General features: G+C 51.8%; 21 protein-coding genes. 7 read left to right on the top strand and 14 right to left on the bottom strand.

What is annotated here, in order from left to right:
• Window positions 1-138: 138 nt before the first annotated feature.
• The 3 genes from ABDW13_RS12880 to ABDW13_RS12890 form a co-directional block, all read right to left on the bottom strand.
• Window positions 139-486 (bottom strand): helix-turn-helix transcriptional regulator, encoded by a 348-nt coding sequence (locus ABDW13_RS12880; RefSeq protein WP_343552949.1) that lies wholly within the window; start codon window positions 484-486, stop codon window positions 139-141.
• A gap of 66 nt (window positions 487-552) precedes the next feature.
• Window positions 553-1,020, bottom strand: coding sequence for a heme-degrading domain-containing protein (locus tag ABDW13_RS12885; RefSeq protein WP_343552950.1), 468 nt, complete (start codon window positions 1,018-1,020; stop codon window positions 553-555).
• Window positions 1,021-1,111: 91 nt separating this feature from the next.
• The gene (locus tag ABDW13_RS12890) at window positions 1,112-2,125 is read right to left on the bottom strand and encodes a LacI family DNA-binding transcriptional regulator (RefSeq protein WP_343552951.1); all 1,014 of its coding nucleotides are present in this window, start codon (window positions 2,123-2,125) and stop codon (window positions 1,112-1,114) included.
• 200 nt (window positions 2,126-2,325) lie between these two features.
• On the opposite strand from ABDW13_RS12890, the gene ABDW13_RS12895 reads away from it, so the two are divergent.
• Entirely contained in the window at window positions 2,326-3,519 is a 1,194-nt protein-coding gene (locus ABDW13_RS12895; protein WP_343552952.1) for an L-talarate/galactarate dehydratase, read from the top strand.
• Here ABDW13_RS12895 and clcA read toward each other — a convergent pair.
• Together clcA and ABDW13_RS12905 are read right to left on the bottom strand one after the other, a co-directional pair.
• Complete coding sequence (clcA, locus tag ABDW13_RS12900; protein ID WP_343552953.1) at window positions 3,516-4,925, bottom strand: H(+)/Cl(-) exchange transporter ClcA; 1,410 nt, start codon at window positions 4,923-4,925, stop codon at window positions 3,516-3,518. The two genes, ABDW13_RS12895 and clcA, sit on opposite strands and share 4 nt — an antisense overlap.
• Window positions 4,926-5,064: 139 nt before the next feature.
• Complete coding sequence (locus tag ABDW13_RS12905) at window positions 5,065-5,412, bottom strand: cupin domain-containing protein (protein WP_343552954.1); 348 nt, start codon at window positions 5,410-5,412, stop codon at window positions 5,065-5,067.
• Between the two features lie 145 nt (window positions 5,413-5,557).
• On the opposite strand from ABDW13_RS12905, the gene glsB reads away from it, so the two are divergent.
• The gene (gene glsB / locus ABDW13_RS12910; protein WP_343552955.1) at window positions 5,558-6,481 is read left to right on the top strand and encodes a glutaminase B; all 924 of its coding nucleotides are present in this window, start codon (window positions 5,558-5,560) and stop codon (window positions 6,479-6,481) included.
• Window positions 6,482-6,484: 3 nt separating this feature from the next.
• On the opposite strand, the gene ABDW13_RS12915 is transcribed toward glsB, so the two are convergent.
• The gene (locus tag ABDW13_RS12915) at window positions 6,485-7,426 is read right to left on the bottom strand and encodes a D-2-hydroxyacid dehydrogenase (RefSeq protein ID WP_343552956.1); all 942 of its coding nucleotides are present in this window, start codon (window positions 7,424-7,426) and stop codon (window positions 6,485-6,487) included.
• A 186-nt stretch (window positions 7,427-7,612) separates the two neighbouring features.
• On the opposite strand from ABDW13_RS12915, the gene ABDW13_RS12920 reads away from it, so the two are divergent.
• Both ABDW13_RS12920 and ABDW13_RS12925 read left to right on the top strand, forming a co-directional pair.
• Window positions 7,613-8,029, top strand: a complete 417-nt coding sequence (locus tag ABDW13_RS12920; RefSeq protein ID WP_343552957.1) for a DUF2946 domain-containing protein — start codon at window positions 7,613-7,615, stop codon at window positions 8,027-8,029.
• A gap of 73 nt (window positions 8,030-8,102) precedes the next feature.
• On the top strand, window positions 8,103-9,839 hold the full coding sequence (locus ABDW13_RS12925) for a DUF2534 family protein (RefSeq protein ID WP_343552958.1): 1,737 nt from the start codon (window positions 8,103-8,105) through the stop codon (window positions 9,837-9,839).
• Window positions 9,840-9,923: 84 nt separating this feature from the next.
• On the opposite strand, the gene ABDW13_RS12930 is transcribed toward ABDW13_RS12925, so the two are convergent.
• The 6 genes from ABDW13_RS12930 to ABDW13_RS12955 form a co-directional block, all read right to left on the bottom strand.
• On the bottom strand, window positions 9,924-10,943 hold the full coding sequence (locus ABDW13_RS12930; RefSeq protein WP_343552959.1) for an NAD(P)-dependent alcohol dehydrogenase: 1,020 nt from the start codon (window positions 10,941-10,943) through the stop codon (window positions 9,924-9,926).
• 168 nt (window positions 10,944-11,111) lie between these two features.
• Window positions 11,112-11,624: a fimbrial protein gene (locus tag ABDW13_RS12935; protein WP_343552960.1), complete on the bottom strand. Its 513-nt coding sequence runs from the start codon at window positions 11,622-11,624 to the stop codon at window positions 11,112-11,114.
• A 40-nt stretch (window positions 11,625-11,664) separates the two neighbouring features.
• Window positions 11,665-12,570, bottom strand: coding sequence for a fimbrial protein (locus ABDW13_RS12940; protein WP_343552961.1), 906 nt, complete (start codon window positions 12,568-12,570; stop codon window positions 11,665-11,667).
• A 66-nt stretch (window positions 12,571-12,636) separates the two neighbouring features.
• Window positions 12,637-15,234: a fimbria/pilus outer membrane usher protein gene (locus tag ABDW13_RS12945; protein WP_343552962.1), complete on the bottom strand. Its 2,598-nt coding sequence runs from the start codon at window positions 15,232-15,234 to the stop codon at window positions 12,637-12,639.
• A gap of 37 nt (window positions 15,235-15,271) precedes the next feature.
• Entirely contained in the window at window positions 15,272-15,946 is a 675-nt protein-coding gene (locus tag ABDW13_RS12950) for a molecular chaperone (RefSeq protein ID WP_343552963.1), read from the bottom strand.
• A gap of 55 nt (window positions 15,947-16,001) precedes the next feature.
• A complete protein-coding gene (locus ABDW13_RS12955; protein ID WP_343552964.1) occupies window positions 16,002-16,511 on the bottom strand; it encodes a fimbrial protein in 510 nt (169 codons plus the stop codon).
• A gap of 653 nt (window positions 16,512-17,164) precedes the next feature.
• Between ABDW13_RS12955 and ABDW13_RS12960 the strand changes: the two genes are divergently transcribed.
• Both ABDW13_RS12960 and ABDW13_RS12965 read left to right on the top strand, forming a co-directional pair.
• Window positions 17,165-17,986 carry a winged helix-turn-helix domain-containing protein gene (locus tag ABDW13_RS12960; RefSeq protein ID WP_343552965.1) on the top strand — a complete coding sequence of 274 codons (822 nt, stop codon included), beginning with the start codon at window positions 17,165-17,167 and terminating at the stop codon, window positions 17,984-17,986.
• A complete protein-coding gene (locus ABDW13_RS12965) occupies window positions 17,952-18,482 on the top strand; it encodes a hypothetical protein (RefSeq protein ID WP_343552966.1) in 531 nt (176 codons plus the stop codon). Before ABDW13_RS12960 ends, ABDW13_RS12965 begins: the two co-directional genes overlap by 35 nt.
• 40 nt (window positions 18,483-18,522) lie before the next feature.
• On the opposite strand, the gene ABDW13_RS12970 is transcribed toward ABDW13_RS12965, so the two are convergent.
• Together ABDW13_RS12970 and ABDW13_RS12975 are read right to left on the bottom strand one after the other, a co-directional pair.
• Window positions 18,523-19,539, bottom strand: a complete 1,017-nt coding sequence (locus ABDW13_RS12970; RefSeq protein ID WP_343552967.1) for an NAD(P)-dependent alcohol dehydrogenase — start codon at window positions 19,537-19,539, stop codon at window positions 18,523-18,525.
• A gap of 122 nt (window positions 19,540-19,661) precedes the next feature.
• The gene (locus ABDW13_RS12975) at window positions 19,662-19,931 is read right to left on the bottom strand and encodes a hypothetical protein (RefSeq protein ID WP_343552968.1); all 270 of its coding nucleotides are present in this window, start codon (window positions 19,929-19,931) and stop codon (window positions 19,662-19,664) included.
• A gap of 280 nt (window positions 19,932-20,211) precedes the next feature.
• Here ABDW13_RS12975 and ABDW13_RS12980 point away from each other — a divergent pair, with 280 nt between their 5' ends.
• Window positions 20,212-20,772, top strand: coding sequence for a thioredoxin (locus ABDW13_RS12980; RefSeq protein ID WP_343552969.1), 561 nt, complete (start codon window positions 20,212-20,214; stop codon window positions 20,770-20,772).
• Window positions 20,773-20,839 lie beyond the last annotated feature (67 nt).

Genomic DNA, 20,839 nt, shown 5'->3' on the forward strand with positions numbered 1-20,839 from the left:
CCTCTTCGACAGGCTGATACTGGCATATTATGACCGGGAAGAAAGACGTATTATCCGAATAGACTGAGCACAAATGTGTTACCTATGTGCCCGGTCTGATCTGTTACCTATGTGCCCGGTCGTACCTAAATGGCGACCCTACGGTTTGATTTGGTAATCATCCAGAGTTAAACGAGTTAATGCATCCTGCTTGGTTGCGATTAACAGTGAATCCAATAAGCCAGGAAAGCGGGCATCGAGATCGTCGCGACGCAGCGACAGCAGGTTTTCGCGTCCAGACGGTTTTTGCCAAATCACGCCGCCTTCACGCAGTACGCGCCAATGATGGGTCAACGTCGATTTGGAAACCCCTTTCAGCAGCGATCCACAGGTGTGTTCGCCGCCATCCGCCAGAATACTCACCACCGTCATGCGCATCGGATTGCCCAAGGCGGTGAGTACATTTTCCAGTCGAATTTCATCGCGTTGCGGATGGTTATCCAGCATGAACAGTCTCTCTTTTGTTCGTATAAATACGAATTATCAGGCAGGATTCACGCGGTGTACAGTTGTCTATCCGCGCAACAACTGTGCAATGCCCCACAGCGCTAACGCGTGATCGTCTTCGGAAGGTAAACCGCTAATTGTCACCGCACCAATGATCGCGCCCTGCGGCGTCAGCAGCGGGAAAGAGCCGCCATGATCGGTGTAATCTTCCTGACGAATATTGCGCTGTTGCGCCATCCGCTCGCCTTTCTGTTCATTAAGAAAACCCACATACATTGATGAGTGGCCGGTTAGCAGCACGGTGTTACGTTTGCGGCGCGCCCATTCGAGGTTTTCGGGTGCGGAACCCGGCAATGCCGCCAGAAACGCCACCTGACCAAATGCATACACTTCAATCGCGATGGGCGCATGTTCTTCACGCCCGCGCTGCTGGATGCTTTGCCCAATTTGCCACGCTAAATCAAAATCAAACTGAGGCAAGCGATGCTCAGCTTCTTGTTGCAATAGAGCTTCTAACGATGGAAGTGCAGACATGTTCAAGATCCTTTCAATTGAAATTAATTTTCCATATTTTATAACATGGAATATATTTTTCGCATGTGATGAGGTTCTCAGTTCATCTCCGCTAGCCGGAATCGCGTGGCACCATGGCAAAGCCGAGATCGATAATCGGTTGGTTAACCTCTTTACCGTGCAGGCGATTCAACAATTGTTCTGCCGCCAGTTGACCCATGCGATGGCGATCGATGCTGACCGTGGTGATGGCGGGAAAATTAGCTGCGGCAAAATCCAAATCGCCAAAACCAATCACCGCCAGCTCTTTTGGTATGTTCATTCCGCGCGCTTGTGCTTCCATTAACGCGCCTTGCGCCAGCGTATCTGAACTGCACACCAGCACGTCCACATTCGGATGCGCATCGAGTAATTGCGCGCACGCTTCCCTGCCGCGCAACATCAAAGCAGGCAAAGCGACCGGCATATCAACGAGCGTCGCGATACCTTGCACGCTCAATGCTTCCAGCAAGCCCTTTTTTCGTTGTAGCGCGCGGCGGTCGTCGGTCCAAATCAACCCCGGCCGCTGATAACCGCGCTCCACCAAGTAAGCCGCTACGCGCGCGCCAACCTTCTCGTGCGAGAATCCCACCAGCATATCGATTGGCGTGGGCGTCATGTCCCAGATCTCCACCACCGGAACCTCGTTCTGCAACAGTATTTTTTTCAGTTGGCTGCTGTGATGAATGCCGGTCAACACGATGCCATCCGGACGCCGCGATAGCAGCGTTGCTACCGTTTCCGCTTCGGTTTCGGCTTCATAGCCGGTCACACACAGCAGCATGTGATAGCCACGCGCGCTCAGCGTGTCGTTCAGCGTTTGGATGGTATCGACAAACATGTTGTTGTTGATTTGCGGCACCACCACCGCGATTAAGCGGCTGCGATTGCTTGCCAAACTGCCGGCTTGCGCATTGGGGATATAACCGGTGGCGCTGATCGCCGCTTTCACTTTCGCCACCGTTGCCGGTCGCACTTGCTGTGGCGAATTTAAGGCGCGGCTGACCGTCATCGGCGAAATCCCGGCAACGCGTGCCACATCTTCCAGCGTTGGTGCGGCTTTACGCACTGTTTTAGTCTCTTTCATAGCAGCTCAGAATGCGGGAAATTGGCATTAGCTTAACAGGCTAAAGGCAGGAGACAATTTTAAAACGTATAAATGTTAGGGCTATCATCTTTTACAAACCTCATGCTCAAAATGTGATCTTATCTGTATTAATTAACTCTTTTCCTGCGGCATAGTTCTTTACAACATGAATGTTAGCGCAATCATTTAGCGGAGGTTTTATGTCGAGTGTGAATTCCAATGCCGTTAGTTACGCCACTACGCAAGGCGCGGGTAATGCCAGCGAAAGCGGCGACCGTATTGTTTGGGTCAATTTGTCGCTGGCCTTTTTACCGTTGGCAACGCCAGTCAGTGATGCCAAAGTATTGACCGGACGGCAAAAGCCGTTGACCGAAGTGGCCATCATCGTGGCGGAAATTGAAACCCGCGATGGCTTTAGCGGCATCGGCTTTAGTTATTCTAAGCGCGCCGGAGGGCAAGGCATCTACGCGCACGCCTGTGAAATCGCGGATGCGTTGTTGGGTGAAGACCCGAATGACATCGACAAGATTTACACCAAACTGCTGTGGGCTGGCGCGTCAGTGGGACGCAGCGGCATGGCGGTGCAGGCAATTTCTCCGTTTGATATCGCGCTGTGGGACATGAAAGCGCGTCGCGCGCAGTTGCCGCTGGCGAAATTACTTGGCGCACATCGCGATTCGGTGCAGTGCTACAACACGTCCGGCGGTTTCCTGCATACGCCGCTTGATCAGGTGATCAAGAACGTGGCGATTTCGCGCGAAAGCGGCATTGGTGGTATCAAACTCAAAGTCGGCCAACCGAATACCGCCGAAGATTTACGCCGTTTAACCGCCGTGCGCCAGACGCTGGGCGATGACTTCCCGCTGATGGTGGATGCCAACCAACAATGGGATCGCGAAACCGCCATTCGCATGGGCCGCAAAATGGAGCAGTTTAATTTGGTGTGGATTGAGGAGCCGCTGGATGCCTACGATGTGGAGGGTCACGCTGCGCTGACCACCGCACTGGATACGCCAATTGCCACCGGTGAAATGCTCACCAGTTTCCGCGAACATGAACAACTGATTCTCGGCAACGCCAGCGACTTTGTGCAGCCGGATGCACCACGCGTTGGCGGCATTACGCCGTTCCTGAAAATCATGGATTTAGCCGCGCGTCACGGTCGCAAACTGGCGCCACATTTTGCCATGGAAATCCATATTCATCTGGCCGCGGCTTACCCGATTGAACCCTGGCTTGAGCACTTCGAGTGGCTGAATCCATTGTTCAATGAGCAGTTGGAACTGCGTGAGGGTCGCATGCTGATTTCCGATCGCCACGGCCTCGGCTTCAGCCTGAGCGAGCAGGCCCGCCGCTGGACCCGCTTAACGCACAGCGTCGGCAAACGGCCTTAACCGCCGTTCTTTGGTAGCGCAGCAGGCTGATTGAGCTGCGCTTTAGCTAAGGTGCGCGCCAGAATGGAGGAATACAGCGGTTTGCCGCCGAAGAATTGCGCCGCCAACGTTGCCCCAAGGCAAGTGATGATCATCGGCAAAATCAGCTGGTAGTTGTTGGTCATTTCCAGCACCAGCACGATGCCGGTCAATGGCGCACGCACCGAGGCGGCAAACAGTGCGCCCATGCCCGCGACAGCAAAAGTTGCCGCTTCGAGGTGATAGCCAGGAAACCATTGCAGGCACAACTGACCGAAACAGGTGCCGAGCAGCGTGCCCAACGTCAGCATCGGCGCAAAAATGCCGCCTGGCGCGCCAGACGAGAAACAACAAATCGTCACCAAGGTGCGCAGCATAAACAGGCCAAATAACGCCAGCGCACCATATTGGCCGGTAGAAAAATCGGGGATTAAGGTGATGCCGCCGCTGACGGCATGCGGCAGCCAAAGCCCCAGCACACCACACAATCCGGCCAGCAAACTTCCCCACATCACCCAAGCGCCAACGCGTCCTTTGTGCAGCCGCTGAAACTGATCCTGCGCGAGAAAAATCAAACGATTAAACGCTACGCCGCAACCGCCAAACAACACGCCCAGCACCAAATAGAGCCACAAGGTTTCAGTTGGCGCATCGCGCAGTTGACCGATGTTAATGATCGCTTCGTTGCCGTTGCACAGGCGAAACACGATGCTCGACACGATTACGCCAACAAACACCGCTTTGATGGAAATCAGGCTGTAGCGAAACTGCGGACGCATCTCTTCGATGATGAACAAAATGCCCGCCAACGGTGCGTTGAACGCCGCCGAAAGCCCTGCCGCCGCGCCAGTAGCCAATAAAGTGTGGCGCGATTCAGACGATTTCACGCGAAACAGGTCCAAACACATACCGCCGATATTGCCGCCCATCTGCACGGTTGGCCCTTCGCGGCCTAACGCCATGCCCGATCCCAGCGCGCCTAAGCCACCAATAAATTTCACCGGCAATACGCGCCACCAACGCAACGGACGCAACTCTTCCAGCGCCCCTTCAATTTCGGGAATCCCCGAACCACCGGCTTCCGGCGCGAAGCGGCGCACCAGGTAATAGCCGATGCTGCCCAACAAAGCGGCCGCGACAAAGGCGCAGACAATTTTCAACAGCGGATGCGTTGTCGCGCCTTCTAACCAATTTATCCGCGCGTGCAAAATAAAATTCACCGCGCGATCAAACGCCACGCCCACCAATCCAGTTAGCACGCCAACCAGTGCCGCGAGCAGCAACAGAGCAACCGGCGTTTTATCGCGGCGCAATAATTTTTGCAGCAGCAAAAAACGTCCCGCAGTTTGGGGTTGGGTGGTTTCGGCAGAGTTATGTGCAGCAGACATCGGTTTCCTCAACAACAGCTTTGCAATCATTTCAGCACGTCAATTAAGCATCTTTCGGTCACCATAAACGGCGACCCTACAAAGATAAGCAGCATACTCAAATGCATCGCGGTGTAACGCAATCATTCGCAACAGAATTTTACGCTGAACTCGGCAATTCACCGTAATGTACGGCGAGCCACACGGTTGGGCCATTGCTGTCGGTCCAGTTAACGCGATGGCGGCAACCGGGTGGAATGTTGAGCGTGTCACCCACTTGTAGGTGGCGTTCCTGCGCTTCGCCTTCTAACTGCAATCCGGCCGAGCCTTGCAGCACCAGCACCCATTCCCCTTGCGATTGGCAATACCAAAAATCCGGCGGGCTGGCCTGCCCGGTCGAGACAATGCGTTCAATATGCAGATTCGGCTGCATCAGCAAAGTTTCAAATGTCTCCGCGCTGGCGTTATTCGCCGCAGCGGGAAAATCGCGGAGTAAATTAGTGATCATCGTGCGGGCTCGACATTTAATGAAAACAATCCGCAATGTAACGCAGGCTTCACCCAGAAGGCTCACAGAATTTTAAGCAGGCAATTGACGCGCTGCACGCAAATCACCATCATCCCGGCCATCAATAGCGACATGGAGCGTGACGGTGTCAGAACTCAGTAATGCATTGCTCGAAGAGATTGTGAGCGAAGTGCGTCCCTTAACCCAACAGGGGAAAGTGGCCGATTACATTCCGGCGTTGGCCGATGTTGATGCCGATCAACTGGGCATCGCGATTTGCACGCCCGATGGGCGCACTTATCAGGCGGGCGACGCCACCACGCGCTTCTCGATTCAATCCATTTCCAAAGTGTTGTCACTGAGCGTTGCGCTGACATTGTATGAAGATGCAGAAATCTGGCAACGCGTGGGCAAAGAGCCGTCCGGGCAGGCGTTTAATTCGCTGGTGCAGTTGGAACTGGAACAAGGCAAACCGCGTAATCCATTTATCAATGCGGGTGCATTGGTGATGTGTGATTTGCTGGAAAGCCGCCTTACCGCGCCACGTCAGCGCATGCTAGAAATTGTGCGACGATTGGCGCAGCAAAATGACATCAATTATGACCGCGTAGTGGCGCGTTCCGAATATGAACATTCCGCGCGTAACGCGGCGATTGCATGGCTGATGAAATCGTTTGGCAACTTCCATAACGACGTGAGCAAAGTGATGGAAACCTACTTCCATTACTGCTCTCTGTCGATGAACTGCGAAGAACTGGCGCGCACCTTCCTCTATCTGGCGAATCAGGGACGCACTCAGGACAACGAATCGGCGGTGATTTCTCCGCGTCAGGCGCGTCAAGTCAATGCGCTGATGATGACCAGTGGCATGTACGATGGTGCCGGCGAATTCGCGTGGCGCGTCGGCATGCCGGCAAAATCCGGCGTAGGCGGCGGGATTGTGGCGATCATTCCCGGCGACATGAGTATTGCGGTGTGGTCGCCCGCGCTGGATCACTCGGGCAACTCATTGGCAGGCACCGCGCTGCTGGAGAAGCTCACCGAGCGACTGGGCAGATCGATTTTCTAGTGTTTAATTCACCACATTTTGCGCTTTGTCCTGCGCAAAGGCAGCAAGATTGCTTTCGATGCCACGCAGCAGATTGGCAACACCTTGCTGGCTGGCCCAGGCGATGTGCGGGGTTAGCAGCAGATTCGGCACATCGGCTTGCAACAGCGGATGATCGGCTGACGGGGGTTCACGGGTCAGCACATCCAGCGCGGCGCCAGCAATCACGCCTTGACGTAACGCGTGTGCCAATTCGCTTTCGTTGATCAATCCACCGCGTGCGGTGTTGATCAGCAGCGCGGAAGGTTTCATCTGCGCCAGCGCTTGAGCATTGATTAACTGCGCGGTTTGCGGCGTTAGTGGACAATGCAATGTCAGCACATCGCAGCGCGCCAGCACTTCCTCAAACGGAAGATAACCGGCGCGCGGCGCAGAGGTTCCAGGACGTTCGGCGTACAGCACTTGCATGCCCAGCGCCTGCGCCATCTCACCAACCGCGCTGCCGATATCACCTTTACCGACGATACCCAAAGTCGCGCCAAAGATGTCCTGAATCGGCTGGCGATGCACACAAAAATGGGCCGATTCCGGCCAGGCTGAACGCGTGCTGTTAGCGTAATCCAATAGATGACGACGCAGCGCAAACAGCGCGGCAATGACACCTTCGGCTACGCTGCGCGTTGAATAGCCCGGCACGTTACTGACCACAATGCCGCGCTCGCGGCAGGCCGCTAAATCAATGCAGTCATAACCGGTAGCAGCCACGCAGATGAAACGCAGATCGGGCAGTTGCGTCAGCGTTTCTGCGCGCAGCGGCACTTTATTGGTGATGGCGATTTGTGCGCCTTGCAGCGCAGTGACAATCTCCGCGGCTGGCGTGCTGCTGTGATAGTGCCAATCGGTACACCAATTTGGACGTGCAGGTGGTTGCGGCAAGGTATCGCCATCTAGCGTGACTATTTTCATCGTGGCTCCGTTTTGTTGTTTCTGCATTGTTCTCATCAAGTTGCATTAAGGTTAACAAAAGCTCGACCGAAAGTGATGATTTTCAAAAGGTGCGAATTTTTCCTTAAATAGTCTCTATTTTTTTAACCCCGCCACGTCAATCGCGTTACACTTCCGCCTCATTTACGGAATCATCCACTAGCAACCATGACGTTTACACATCAATTCCGCCAAAGCTTAACTGCCTGCGTCGCCATTGTGGCGGTGTTGCTGCTGTTCGTTGCGCCGATTGTGTCGAAATCGTTGATGGAGCGGCAGCGTCAAATGATGACCATGCCGCAGCACAGCATGACGGACAATTCGATGAGCCATCACCAGATGATGATGGCGGATATGTCGATGCCGGGCATGAATCATCACATGATGGACGATGGCGAATTTGCCTGCGGCTACTGTGATCTGCTGGTACATGTGCCGCTGCTGCTGTGGGTGTTTATTCCGTTCATCTGGCTGATCATGGTGATCTCGCGCGCCCCGCCGCTGCCCGTTGTGGTTGCGCCGATTGTGCGTCGCGTCAGTTGCCTCCATCGACCGCGCGCCCCGCCTGCAACGCTTCTCTGCTGATTGATTACGGTGCAACGATGTCGGGTACGCCCGTCATGCACTTTGGCATTCTTTTATCGGAAGGAAGACGGCTTTGTCTGTTGCTCACTCTGCATCACCGCGCGGTGCGGTGCTTAATCTGCTACGTCGCTTACATTTTTATATTGGGCTGTTTGTCGCGCCCTTCATCTTTGTGGCGGCGCTCAGCGGCACGCTGTATGTGCTGACACCACAACTGGAAAATCTGATTTATGCCGATGCGTTAACGGTGCAGCCGCACGGCGATGCGCAACCACTGTCGGCACAAATCAGTGCCGCACGCGCTTATGTTGGCGAAAACCAGCACATCTACGCGGTTCGTCCTGCACCTGGCGCGACCGACACCACGCGCGTGCAATTCAGCGATGCCACGCTCACTGATTCACGCACTCGCGCGGTGTTTATCGATCCTTACAGCCTAAAAGTGAAAGGTGATATGCCGGTTTACGGCACCAGCGGTGTATTGCCGCTGCGTACCACCATCGACTTGTTGCACAGCAGTTTGCTGCTCGGCGATTTCGGTCGTAACTACAGCGAGCTGGCAGCGTCCTGGTTGTGGGTCGCGGCCTTAGGCGGCGTGGTGTTGTGGCTGGGAACGCGTCCGAAGCGCAAGCTGAAACAACCGCGCAACGGCTTTGCTTTTAGTCGCCACTGGCACATTACGCTCGGTCTGACATTAGTTGTGGGTTTGGTATTCTTCTCGATCACTGGCCTCACCTGGTCACAATGGGCGGGCGGCAATATTGATCGCTGGCGAACCGAGCTAAATTGGTTAACGCCGCAAGTGAATACCTCGCTGAATAGCGATGCGCCTGCGGCACCGACTAATCCGCATGCCGAACATATGGCAGATATGGATATGTCGGGTATGAGCATGCCAATGTCGGCGATGACCAAACCAGCTGCGGCTCCGGCTAAACCGGTACGTAACAATGCCGCCGATGCCGATTGGGATCGCGTGTTAAACGCCGCGCGCCAGGATGGACTGAGCGCGAGTAAGCTTGAGCTGCGTCAGCCAAAAAGCGCCGATAAAGCCTGGGCGGTAACGGAAATTGATCGCAGTTGGCCGACTCAGGTTGATGCGGTTTCCATCAATCCGCAGGACTTCAGCGTGGTCGATCACGTCTATTTTGCCAATTTCCCGCTGGTTGCCAAGCTAACGCGTTGGGGCGTGGATGCGCACATGGGCGTCTTGTTTGGCTTGCCGAATCAGTTGCTGCTGGCCTTCTTCGGCATCGGTTTGTGCAGCATGATCGTGTTCGGATATCGCATGTGGTGGATTCGCCGTCCGAAGGACGTAGAAGCCAATCCGGCGCAAACGCTGACTGAAACCTGGCTGGCGTTGCCACATTACGCCAAAGGCGCATGGTTGATGGTGGCGCTGATGCTGGGTTATGCGCTGCCGGTGATGGGAGCCAGTCTGGTGGCGTTTCTGCTGGTGGATATTCTGCGCTGGCGCAAGCAACAACGTGCACCACTGGACGAAGCCGCACTGTTGGCATCGCAGCAATCGCCGCTGGGCATTATCCGCGCGCGATTTGCGGTGAAGCGTAAAGAGATGCGCTACTTCCTGCGCGGTTTGTTCATTCTGGCGATGATTGTGGGTTCAGTGATGAGCAACGCGATTATTGGTGGCGTGATCGATCAATACGGCATTCCCTTCAGCCACTGGTCGCTGACCATGTACATCACGCAGGGCTTTATGATTGCCTTGTACACCACGGTGTTTACTGCGTTGATGTCGATTCCGTTGTGGTATTTCTTCCTTGGCGAGAAGGATGATCGCGGATAGTCGATTGTTAGACTGTGCACTGATTTCCCTCACCCTAACCCTCTCCCGCAAGCGGGAGAGGGAACGAATGGTGCACAACCTGGTTTAAAAATCCGCCTTCAACACCACGCGATAATTAGCTTTTCCCGCACGCACATGTTCCAGCGCATCATTCACCTGCGACATCGGGAACTCCTCCACCTGCGGCGCGATATCGCTGCGCGCAGCCAGCTTCAGCAACGCACGCAGTTGGCCCGGCGATCCGGTTGATGAACCGGTTAACGCGCGATCGCCCACAATCAAACTGAACGCCGGAACTTCAAACGGTTTCATCACTGCGCCAACGGTGTGAAACGCACCTTTACGCGCCAGCGCCTGATAATACGGCTTCCAATCCAAATCCACCGCCACAGTGCTAATAATCAAATCAAACTGTCCAATCAACGCGCTCAAAGCTTCAGGATCGCGGCTGTTGACGACGCGATCGACGCCCATAGCTTTAATCGAATCGGTTTTTGCCGCCGACGAACTGAACGCGGTAACATGCGCGCCCATCGCTCGCAGCAGTTTGATCGCCATATGCCCCAACCCGCCGATGCCAATCACGCCGACGCGGCTGGTGGCGGAAATATTGTGCATCAACAACGGCTTAAATACGGTAATGCCGCCGCACAATAACGGGCCAGCGCTGGCGACATCCAGCGCATCCGGCAGCGGAATCACCCATTGCCAATTAGCGCGCAAATGGCTGGCAAAGCCGCCTTTGTTGTTGATGGTCGAGGTTTTACCGTTTTCACAGTTGACCTGATCGCCTTCAATGCAGGCATCGCAGTGCTGACAGCTTTTCGCCGTCCAGCCAATGCCAACGCGCTGGCCAATATTTAGCCCTTTGTTGTGCGCCGCATCGCCCAACCCCACCACGCGTCCAATCACTTCATGCCCAGCGATCAAGGGATAACGCGAACCGCCCCATTCGTTATCAATCATCGACAAATCAGAATGGCATACGCCGCAATATTCCACTTCGACCTGCACATCTTCGGCGGCCAGTGGCCCGGCATCGTATTCATAAGGCACCAGCGCCTCACCCGCTTGCAGAGCGGCATAGCTGGAAATCTTCATCACTGTCCTCGAAGGTTGATTTGACGACAGCAGTTTACCAAAGCAGCACATCATATAATGCTGAATAATCAGGGGATTGAGTGAGGGGATGCTGTTTAGCGGATTTTAAAAATTTAAATCGTTAACAAAGCAAAACCCCGACGGCATTCATCGTCGAGGTTCAAAATTCTATTACTGATACTGAATGGTAAAATCTACTGCGGCGTTGGCGCTTCCCGGCGTAACCGTGGCAGAGGACGATCGGTATTTTGCCTTGAAATTCAATGTCGCTCTCTGAGCAGAAATCGCTTTTACTCGTGATGCTGTACCTGGAGTAATTAATGTACTTCCGTCATCTTCAAATAACGCAAGTCCTGCTCCAGTTACACCATCCAATTTGAAGGCATTGGCATAAAGTGGATCGCGTACACCATCAAATACCACCCTCGCCCCCGTTAATCCCGGCCCACAATTTTCCAGCCGAATGGTGACGGATTGATTTCCTTGAAATATACCACTTTGTCCGTTAAACCCACTAATCTGGAAATCACCCATTGCAACGGTTTGTTTTTCATCACCTGATGTAATTTGACAAGTACTCTCAAGAAGATTACCGGTGAAGTTTATCGTTCCACCTATTGCATGCGCAGCATTAACTGAATAACCATAGATTAAAACAATGATTAATAGTATTCTATTTAACATTATCAATTTCCAATGAATATTTGCAAACAACGATTAAAAATTATGGATACGTTATTGTATAAGTCATAGTTGCATTTGCACTACCACCAGAAAATGCTGGCTGTGAATTATCTTTCACATATTCAGCATTAAATCCAAGATCCGACCAAGTATTCACAGGAACGGATGTAGTAAATGTATTACCAAGATAAACCTGATTGCCATTACGGGTTATCTTGATAGCCGCACCTTTTGCATTACCAGCCAATTTCAACAGGCCATCTACAGTTTTATCACCATCTAATTTAACATCAATATTTTGACTGCCAATGCAACGAACCGAAATGCCAACCGGCACAGGAGTCATATTATCAAGTTCAGAGGAATAATGATCACCCAAACTAACTGAGCCGTTATCTTGAACCTCGCAAGATTGAACATTAATTGTACCCTTCAGAAAAAACGTCACTACGTTTCCTCTTGAAGTTTTCACTGTTCCTAACTCCATATTAAACGCACCAGAATTTGGCAAATTATTATCTACTAATCCATCATTATATGTATACCCCATCATGTTATTTAAGTTATTAACAGAAAATCTGGTGTATCGTGTAGGGAGCGTCACATTTTCATGAAAGAGAACACTCCTACCCGGTCCATTGTCATAGTTAAAAATCATGCCTGCGACCATATAATATCCCCAACCACTAATTGGAATTTTAACATAACTCCCTACTAACTTTGATGAGAACGAAGATGTGTAAATAGCTTCACAATCGCTGCCATAGTTCCAAGCTTTTATTGGGTTGGGTAGGTATATTATCCCTGATGGCTTATTTGTTACTATTCCCATATCATAGATGTAGCGGTCATTCTGCGGAACTGAACAAGCCGCGTAGGTTTTAACGCAACCAATCAGAGAGAAGGCTAGTAATGTACGGATTATATTTTTTGTGGATTTATTCATTTTCGCGAATTCACTTTATAAAAACCATTCCGAACTTAATCCAGAATGGCATTGATGATTTTGAAATTAGCGGCAACTAATATTAACATTCCGGAAGCGGCTATCTTTGTTGGCGGAATTAAGACTTATGTCACCACGACATTGTTCATCATTACCTTTGCCCCATTGAATATGTACGCGGCTTTTGGCGGGTACACCGCTGAGATACAGATCGCCATTATCACCGACAAAACTATTACTTACCGCCTGACCATTAACCATTAGGCTAGCTGTGGCCCCAAATGGTACCGGTTTACCTTTAAACAGCACATTCGCTAGCACGCGCGCGCCGACATTGGCTTTGTAATCGGCGAGCACCAGCGCACCACGTGTCGGGACTACCGTTTTGGCGGTCTCTTCCACATCGACATTATCGGGCAATGATTCAGTATTCAGACTGATATTGTTCTTGCGATATGGCGTGGCGTACGGCACTACGGCATAACCACGCCAGTCGGTTGCAACGCCACGCTGGTTACGCACGCTCACGCCCTGCGCATCCGGCACACGCACCAACACGCTGGTATCGCTTAACGGCTGTGACAACGTAACACCATAGGGATGCGCCACCACGCCGCCGCTCAGGCCGGTACTGAATTGTTGCGAGCTATCGTTATAGTAATAACCGGCACTGGCGCTGCCGTACGCGCCGGTGTATTGACCATTCAGCGCTCCGCTGTTGCCAGCGCCCTGATTGGCGACACTTTCGTTTACGCTCCAGTTCAGACGGTTATCCAGCGCCGTACCATTCAGCCCGAGCTGATTCGAGGTGCGCCCACGGTTATCGCGGTTCAAACCATAACTGGCGCTGCTGCCCGCTAACCAGCGATCGAGCGGCACCGAAATGCCTAAATATAAGCTGCGATCGCTGTCGCTGTAAGGCGTGCGCGTATCACTCAAGTTCAAGCTGAAGCTGGCACCGGCATAGTTGAAGTGATAACCCAACATCAATGTACGCTCGCTGCCGTCGCTGCCCCAATAATCCTGTTTGTAACCGGTAAGACTGATGCTGCCCAAATCGCCTAGTTGCTGGCTAACCTGTGCCTGCATACGGCTGCGCTTATTGTGGGTACGACGCCAGAAATCAAATTGATCGTCATTGTTAAAACTGCGGTTACGCAGCAGTTCATTGGCTTCAGTAAAGTCGTAATAACCTTCCGTTGAGTAACGATAACCGGCCAACACAAAGGAGGTGCCGCTTTGCATAATGTCTTTAGCGTACTGAGCGCGGTAAGATTGACCGCTGCGCGTCGGGCCATCTTCGAAACGGGATTTGGCGTGCGTCACATCCAGCGATAGCGATCCTAACGTACCCAATCCCTGACCGATGCCCGTCACAATGGCCTGATAGTTATCCGCCCCCAATAATCCGCCATAAAGCGTGGTGGCATTGCTGACACCATACTGCGCTGTGCCTTGCAGAAAATTAGGGGTGCGCACATCGGTTGACCAGGAACGATATTGGCCACCGCTAAAAGAGAAGCGCAGTTGGTTATCACGCACCATGCCTGGCACCGCCGAGAACGGCTGAACAAAGCGTGTTTCTGAACCATCGGCTTCACGTACCGTGACATCCAGGTTGCCACTGCTGGCGGTGGGATAAAGATCGCGGATCTCAAACGCGCCCGGCGCCACCGAAGTCTGATAAATCACCGCGCCATTTTGTTCAACTGTCACCTGGGCATTGGATCGCGCAATACCGCGCACCACCGGCGCAAAACCGCGCAAACTGTCGGGCAGCATGTTGTCATCAGAAGCCAACTGCACGCCGCGGAATTGCACGCTGTCAAAAATATCGCCGGGCGTCGAGGTTTCCCCCATCGTCAAGCGGGCATTAAGTTGATGCACATCGCGCTCTAAATAGGTGTTCAGACTCTGCCAGCGTGATTCTACCTGCTTCTGTTTGATGCGCTTGCCGTTGGCATCCACTGTGGGCTGATTGCCTTCATTGCGGCTAAAGGTGGAGTTGTTACGTAAACGCCACGCGCCCAAATTCAAACCGCTATCAAAACGGGCAAACAGGTTGCTGTAATCACCGCCGTTATTACGGGACTGACTGTTGTTGTAGTTCAGGCCGTAGTTGAGCATTAACGCCGGCATACCGTGATCCCACAGCTCTGGGCTGATATGGTCACGAGCTCTAAATTCCAGTGATGCCTGCGGAATACTCAGATTGAGACGCAGTTTGTTGAAATCAAATTGCGTCGAAGCATGTTCTATATAATCACCAGGCTTACTCACCAGTTGATCATCTGCCAGCTCCATCAGCGCAGGTGACGCGTCAGACTTAATGCCCAAATTGCGCCAGTAAGCTGCCGTTAATTCCGGCAGAAGTCGATCATCGTCACTAACGAAAGTCACGTCACGCGTTTCGATGAAATTGCTGTTGAGATAGATATCAACGCGATAAGTACCAGGCAATTGCCCACCGCGTTCAAATTGGCTGATATCCGCCATGCTCTGACCGCCGCGGGTCTCCAGTAATTTCGGGTTAAAGCTGATGTCCTCAGCCAGCGCTGCTGCTGGCAGCAGCAAGGCGCTTAACAAGCAAGAGTGCGCAAATTGCGATGCTACAAAGCGTGATAGCGGAGTGCGGTTGAGCAATGTTGAGTTAAAGCGGGACATAAATGACCTTGAAATAAATGAAGAGCCGAAACGGAAATTATTTTTTCGTTACTGGCGTGTAGCCGCCGTAATCGTTAATCGCCTGCCACTCAATGGTGCCGGATTGGGCCGCTTTGACCCGATGCTCAGCAAACGGCGCCACCATGCCCGGTAAGTCCACCGCTTTACCACCCACCTTCAGGCTGTAGAAGGAGACGTAATACGGTGTTGGGTTTTTGATCAGCAGTTCACCGCCCTGATGGCTGAAGGTCAGCGACTTATAGGCTTCTTCTGCCCCTTTTTGATCTAGCGCCGCTGGGCGATAAATAAATTTGATGCGACTGCGCAGGGCAATCTGCAATTGATTGGTCTGTTTATTCTCTTTTTGACCGGCAATCGACTTAACGCTCAACCAATACAGGCTTTCACGATCCTTCGGCAGATTGCTGGCGGTATTAGCAATACGCAGCGCGTTATCGCTGTCGTGGTTCAATCGAAACAGCGGTGGTGTAATAACAAACGGCACTTTGGCGGTGTTTTTTTCGTCCGCATTTTCCAGCCACGACTGCACCAAATAATCGGTGTTTTTATCTGGGTTTTTCACTTGTACTGAAACTTCATTTTTCCCTTCTGGATAGATTACGCGGGTGCCTCCAATCACCACGCCTGCTGTCGCACTGTGCGCCGCAGCCAGCAATAAAACAGAACTCAGCAGATGGTTAAAAATACGCATAATGGTTTCCTGATTAGGTAAAGAGCGCCCGTTAGATAACGGGCGCAATGGGCAATTACTGGTAGTTGATGACGAAGTCAGCAGTCGCGTTAGCGTCGCCTGGAGTTACAAGGGCTTGAGTAGAAACGTATTGAGCGTTGAAGTTGAAGACGCCAGCGTTATTGGTCGCCAGGTCAACAGCTTTGGATGGTTGACCCAGTTTTACTGGGGTGCCATCATTTTCGAACAAACCGATACCCACGCCAGTGGCTGCGTCCACTTTCAGCAGATCTTTATTGGTAGTATCAGCTGTACCAATAAAGGTAACGGTGGCGTTCTGCAGTGAAGTTTCACAAGCAGTCAGACCAATCTTGAAAGGTTGGTGGCCTAAGCGCTGGTTCGCAGCAGTAACCTGGTCAGCACCAAAGATACCCATCGCAATTTTCTGGTTGTCATCACCATTATCGATGGTGCAGGTGGTCGCGAGGAATTTACCCGTAAAATCAATTTGACCGTCAGCAGCGTGAGCAACATTGATTGAAACAGCAGACATAACAGCAGCAACGAGCAGAGCTTTCTTAAACATGATGTATTTCCTATTAAAGCTAGAGTGAAAATCAACGAATAAAAATGACAAAATTTCGCATCCGAAGATTGGGTTTAAAATTAATAGAGAGAAGCAAAGTTGAATACTTACTGCTATATGTAGAAGCAGGAATATATTTGGTGTGTTGCCGTCATCTCGATTCGGGGCGCAGTATAGGAATTTGATTTAGGGTGGGCAATAGCAAAAGGTTATCTTTAACCTCTTTTTATAAATGCAGTAAGTATAAAAAAATGTTCACCTCAAAAACAACAAGTTATGGCATTTTTTGCTGGGATCCTATGTAATAAAACTCATCGAAACCATCACCTTACAAATAAACACAAAGTTGAGATTCCGATATTTATTGAAACACAGAAGAATCACAACGATAAATAGTGTTGCAGATGTTAATTTTCATTTATCACAAAGTTATCATTCATTAGCGGCCCCTATTTATTTTTATGAGGGGAATTTTTATCAGTAAGATTCTAACAATATCTCGAATTCTTTCTAACCCTAATGAGTTATTTGCCACGTTAATTTAATACTTGTTTTATTAGAATTATTCGACGCCAATTAATAGCCTTATTCCGAATATTGAGTAGCGGATGGTGTTAACCTATACTTCAATTTTTGTGCATTAAAAGGTTTTTATGCATCCAATATTAATTGGTCATTTACTTACGCTCGATCCTCGAACCCGCGTGCTTCAACGGGTTAGCGATGATCGTAAAGTGAATTTAGGCAACTCGGCCTGCTTATGCCTGGAAGGGTTAATTGCCGCGCAGCAAGAAGTTGTTTCTCAGGAAGAGCTGATCAATCTCGGCTGGCGACAAATTGGCATGGAAGTGACGTCCAGCAGTTTGCGCGTGGCGATTAATCAACTGCGTCGCGCGTTACTATCGTTAAAAGTTGATAAGGAGATCATGATCATTACCGTGCCGCGCACCGGTTATCGCTTGGTGATTCCGCATGCGGCCGTAGAAACCCAGCCAGTTGCCGCGCCGCCTGCTGTTGAGGCAGCAGAGGATAGCGTGATTGAGGTGCCAGAAAGCGAGCCTGTTTCCGCTGTGGTGGAGCCGGAGCCAATGAGTGAATCTAACGCGAGCGGAAAGTGGCGCATCGGCTTATTGCTGATGGTGCTGTTTGCTCTCGCCGGTGCAGGCAGTTCCTGGGGATTAGGCTGGTGGATGAAACATGCCGCCGTGGCGGTAAATTATCGCCTGTATAACACCGCAGATAACCAGGTTCCTGCCGGAGCCAAAGTGTTTGTCGATAGCGCGGTCAACCCCAATGCCGTCCAAATCGATAAGACACTAAAGCAGTGGGCGGTTCATGCGCCAGAAGCGAATAACTATTCTTATTTATACGTCAACGTGGGTCATGATGACGATTACACCGGGCTGTTCGCCTGTAAACAGCCATTGGGAGAGACGCAAAGTGAATGCAGTTCGTACGTTTTTAGCACGCACTAAGCGTCATCCGTGGCTGATTGTGGCTTGCCTGCTGTGCTTTGCTGGCGCCTTTGGCCTCTATTCGTGGTATCAGATTCGTTATGTCGCTTCGGGGATGCAATGTGATGCGCCTTTCAATTATTACGAGGTTAAGCATGACGGCAGTGTGGCGATGTCGCGCGGTGTTTATCATGTCTATTCGCATGGCGGCATGACGGGCAAAACCAGTTACATCGGCAAGATTTTCTTCGCCGATCCGCAAGGACAAGTGACACGCACCGTCGCAGTGAATCGCGAGATCGATTGGAAAATGGTGATGCATGAACGACGTATCGTGTCAGAAATTACCGCGATTAATCGGCGTGTTGGCGATCACAGTGATGATGCACTGATGCAAGAGTTTGTTTTTCCCAGCTATAAGATTGGGCAAGTGAATAACTCGGGCTTGTTTCTGCTGAACGGCAAAGTTTTCTCAACCGGGCCAGAAAATGTGCCGCGCGTGGTGTGTCGCGAATAAATTAAACGGTCGCCATTGCTGGCGACCTACTTTAAAAAAATCAGAAATCTGCCTTCAACACCACGCGGTAATTGGCTTTACCGGCGCGAACATGTTCCAGCGCATCATTGATTTTCGACATCGGGAACTCTTCCACATGCGGAGCGATATCCGCACGCGATGCCAGTTTCATCAGTGAACGCAGCTGACCTGGCGAACCAGTCGATGAACCGGTTACCGCGCGATCGCCCATAATCAGGCTAAATGCCGGTACTTCGAATGGCTTCATTACTGCGCCAACGGTGTGGAATTTCCCGTGCGGAGCCAGCGCCGAGAAGTACGGCTGCCAATCAAGATCCACCGCGACGGTGCTGATAATCAGATCAAACTGGCCTGCCAGCGCGTTCAGCGCCTGCGGATCGCGGCTATTGACCACACGGTCAGCGCCCATCGCTTTGATCGATTCGGTTTTACTGGCGTTGGAGCTGAATGCGGTGACTTCGGCACCCATCGCGCGCAACAATTTGATCGCCATGTGGCCCAAACCACCGATACCTATTACGCCAACGCGGCTGGTGGCGGTGACATGATGCATCAACAACGGTTTGAACACGGTGATGCCGCCGCACAGTAGCGGACCGGCTGAGGTGATATCCATGCTTTCTGGCAGTGGAATCACCCATTGCCAATCGGCGCGCAGGTGGCTGGCGAAACCGCCTTTGTTCATGATGGTTGGCACGGAACCGTTTTCGCAGTTGACCTGCTCACCGTTGATACACGCGTTACAGTGCTGGCAGCTTTTGGCAGTCCAGCCGATACCGACGCGCTGACCCACTTTCAAACCTTTGTCCTGCGCCGCATCGCCCAGTGCGCTGATGCGACCAATCACTTCGTGACCGGCAATCACAGGAAACGAGGAAATGCCCCATTCGTTATCAATCATGGATAGATCAGAGTGGCACACTCCGCAGTAATCGACCTCAACTTGCACCTCTTCAGCCGCCAGTGGACCGGCCTCATATTCGTAAGGCACCAGCGCTTCACCCGCATTCAAGGCGGCATAACTTTTGATTTTCATTACTGTCCTCTGTATCAACGTTTTTGACTCGGCAAGTCTAGCAGAGCGAGTTTTACAGCCTTGCAGATAAATCCGTCAGTTAGCCGCTTTTACACGCCTTAATCGACGAAAAGCATTCAACGTTAAAGCACATCATGATTGAGCGGCGTGCGATAGGCGAGGCGTGCCTCTTCGAGCAACTGGCTGGCGGTGACGGTAGGCGGCAAACGCATTAACACTTTGCTCGCCTGCCAATAGCACAACACCATGAGCTCATCGGATTCGCTTTCCGCCAGCTCCATCAGGCGACCACGCAATGCAGGCACGTCCAGCGTTTGTTGTTCATCCATCATTTCAGCGATGGTTTCACTGAGCACCTGACGAATGATTTTCCAGGAGAGATTGGCAAACACATTGAACCTCGTTACTTAACGTTTGGCTCCAGGCAAATGAATCAAAACGTGCGGCATGGGCAGCACTCAAAAAGTTAAAATAACTATAGTCGCTTATTTTCTGCACAACGGCGTGGCACGGGGAATTTCTTGTAGCTCGCGGATCTATAACCTGATTTTTCTTTCCCCACATTTTCGCCCGCCGAATGGCCTTGTAACAAAAAAGCATAAGGCGACGCTGGCTGTCGCGGCGGCGCTTTGCCACAGTAAGGCAACTTTTATCCATCCACAGGGAATTACCATGAGCCAATCCACTGCATTACATGCCGATCCGCTGGTTTGGGGCCACGGCCCAAAGGTGTTTGAAGTGTTTCTTGAGCCGACTTGCCCGTTCTCAGTGCGTGCGTTCAATAAGCTGGATGCGCTGCTGAAGTTGGTTGGCGAAGAGCAGATGACGCTGAAAATTCGTTTGCAATCACAGCCCTGGCATATGTATTCCGGCGTGATTGTGCGTTACATCCTCGCTGCCTCTACCTTGCCCGCAGGCAAAGCCGCGGCGAAAAAGGTGTTGCAGGCGGTCGCCGATCATCGTGAAGAGTTTGAGTTTACCGATCACAGCCACGGCCCGAATATGGATGCGACGCCAAAACAGATTCTTGATCGTCTAGAAAAATACAGTGGGGTGAACGCGCGCGAGGCTTTCCTGCGTGCCGAGTTGCAAAACGAGATCAAATGGCACAGCAAATATTCGCGCCAGAACGGCATTCACGTCTCACCGACTTTTATTACCAACGGCTTAGTGCAACTGGACATCGGCAGCGGTGATGACATTGAATCCTGGGCGCAGCGCATCCTCGCTTAACAGTTTCAGCCCGCTGCGGCGGGCTTTTGGTATGATTTCGCAACAGATTTTTGCTTGCACCGCCGCA

The sequence above is a fragment of the Pantoea sp. genome, from assembly GCF_039594315.1.
GTDB lineage: Bacteria > Pseudomonadota > Gammaproteobacteria > Enterobacterales > Enterobacteriaceae > Pantoea.

Excerpts from the sequence above, each read along its gene's own strand:
- ABDW13_RS12880 (WP_343552949.1), bottom strand. The coding sequence starts at position 486 with ATGCTGGATAACCATCCGCAACGCGATGAAATTCGACTGGAAAATGTA.
- ABDW13_RS12885 (WP_343552950.1), bottom strand. The coding sequence starts at position 1,020 with ATGTCTGCACTTCCATCGTTAGAAGCTCTATTGCAACAAGAAGCTGAG.
- ABDW13_RS12890 (WP_343552951.1), bottom strand. The coding sequence starts at position 2,125 with ATGAAAGAGACTAAAACAGTGCGTAAAGCCGCACCAACGCTGGAAGAT.
- ABDW13_RS12895 (WP_343552952.1), top strand. The coding sequence starts at position 2,326 with ATGTCGAGTGTGAATTCCAATGCCGTTAGTTACGCCACTACGCAAGGC.
- clcA (WP_343552953.1), bottom strand. The coding sequence starts at position 4,925 with ATGTCTGCTGCACATAACTCTGCCGAAACCACCCAACCCCAAACTGCG.
- ABDW13_RS12905 (WP_343552954.1), bottom strand. The coding sequence starts at position 5,412 with ATGATCACTAATTTACTCCGCGATTTTCCCGCTGCGGCGAATAACGCC.
- ABDW13_RS12915 (WP_343552956.1), bottom strand. The coding sequence starts at position 7,426 with ATGAAAATAGTCACGCTAGATGGCGATACCTTGCCGCAACCACCTGCA.
- ABDW13_RS12920 (WP_343552957.1), top strand. The coding sequence starts at position 7,613 with ATGACGTTTACACATCAATTCCGCCAAAGCTTAACTGCCTGCGTCGCC.
- ABDW13_RS12935 (WP_343552960.1), bottom strand. The coding sequence starts at position 11,624 with ATGTTAAATAGAATACTATTAATCATTGTTTTAATCTATGGTTATTCA.
- ABDW13_RS12940 (WP_343552961.1), bottom strand. The coding sequence starts at position 12,570 with ATGAATAAATCCACAAAAAATATAATCCGTACATTACTAGCCTTCTCT.
- ABDW13_RS12945 (WP_343552962.1), bottom strand. The coding sequence starts at position 15,234 with ATGTCCCGCTTTAACTCAACATTGCTCAACCGCACTCCGCTATCACGC.
- ABDW13_RS12950 (WP_343552963.1), bottom strand. The coding sequence starts at position 15,946 with ATGCGTATTTTTAACCATCTGCTGAGTTCTGTTTTATTGCTGGCTGCG.
- ABDW13_RS12955 (WP_343552964.1), bottom strand. The coding sequence starts at position 16,511 with ATGTTTAAGAAAGCTCTGCTCGTTGCTGCTGTTATGTCTGCTGTTTCA.
- ABDW13_RS12960 (WP_343552965.1), top strand. The coding sequence starts at position 17,165 with ATGCATCCAATATTAATTGGTCATTTACTTACGCTCGATCCTCGAACC.
- ABDW13_RS12970 (WP_343552967.1), bottom strand. The coding sequence starts at position 19,539 with ATGAAAATCAAAAGTTATGCCGCCTTGAATGCGGGTGAAGCGCTGGTG.
- ABDW13_RS12980 (WP_343552969.1), top strand. The coding sequence starts at position 20,212 with ATGAGCCAATCCACTGCATTACATGCCGATCCGCTGGTTTGGGGCCAC.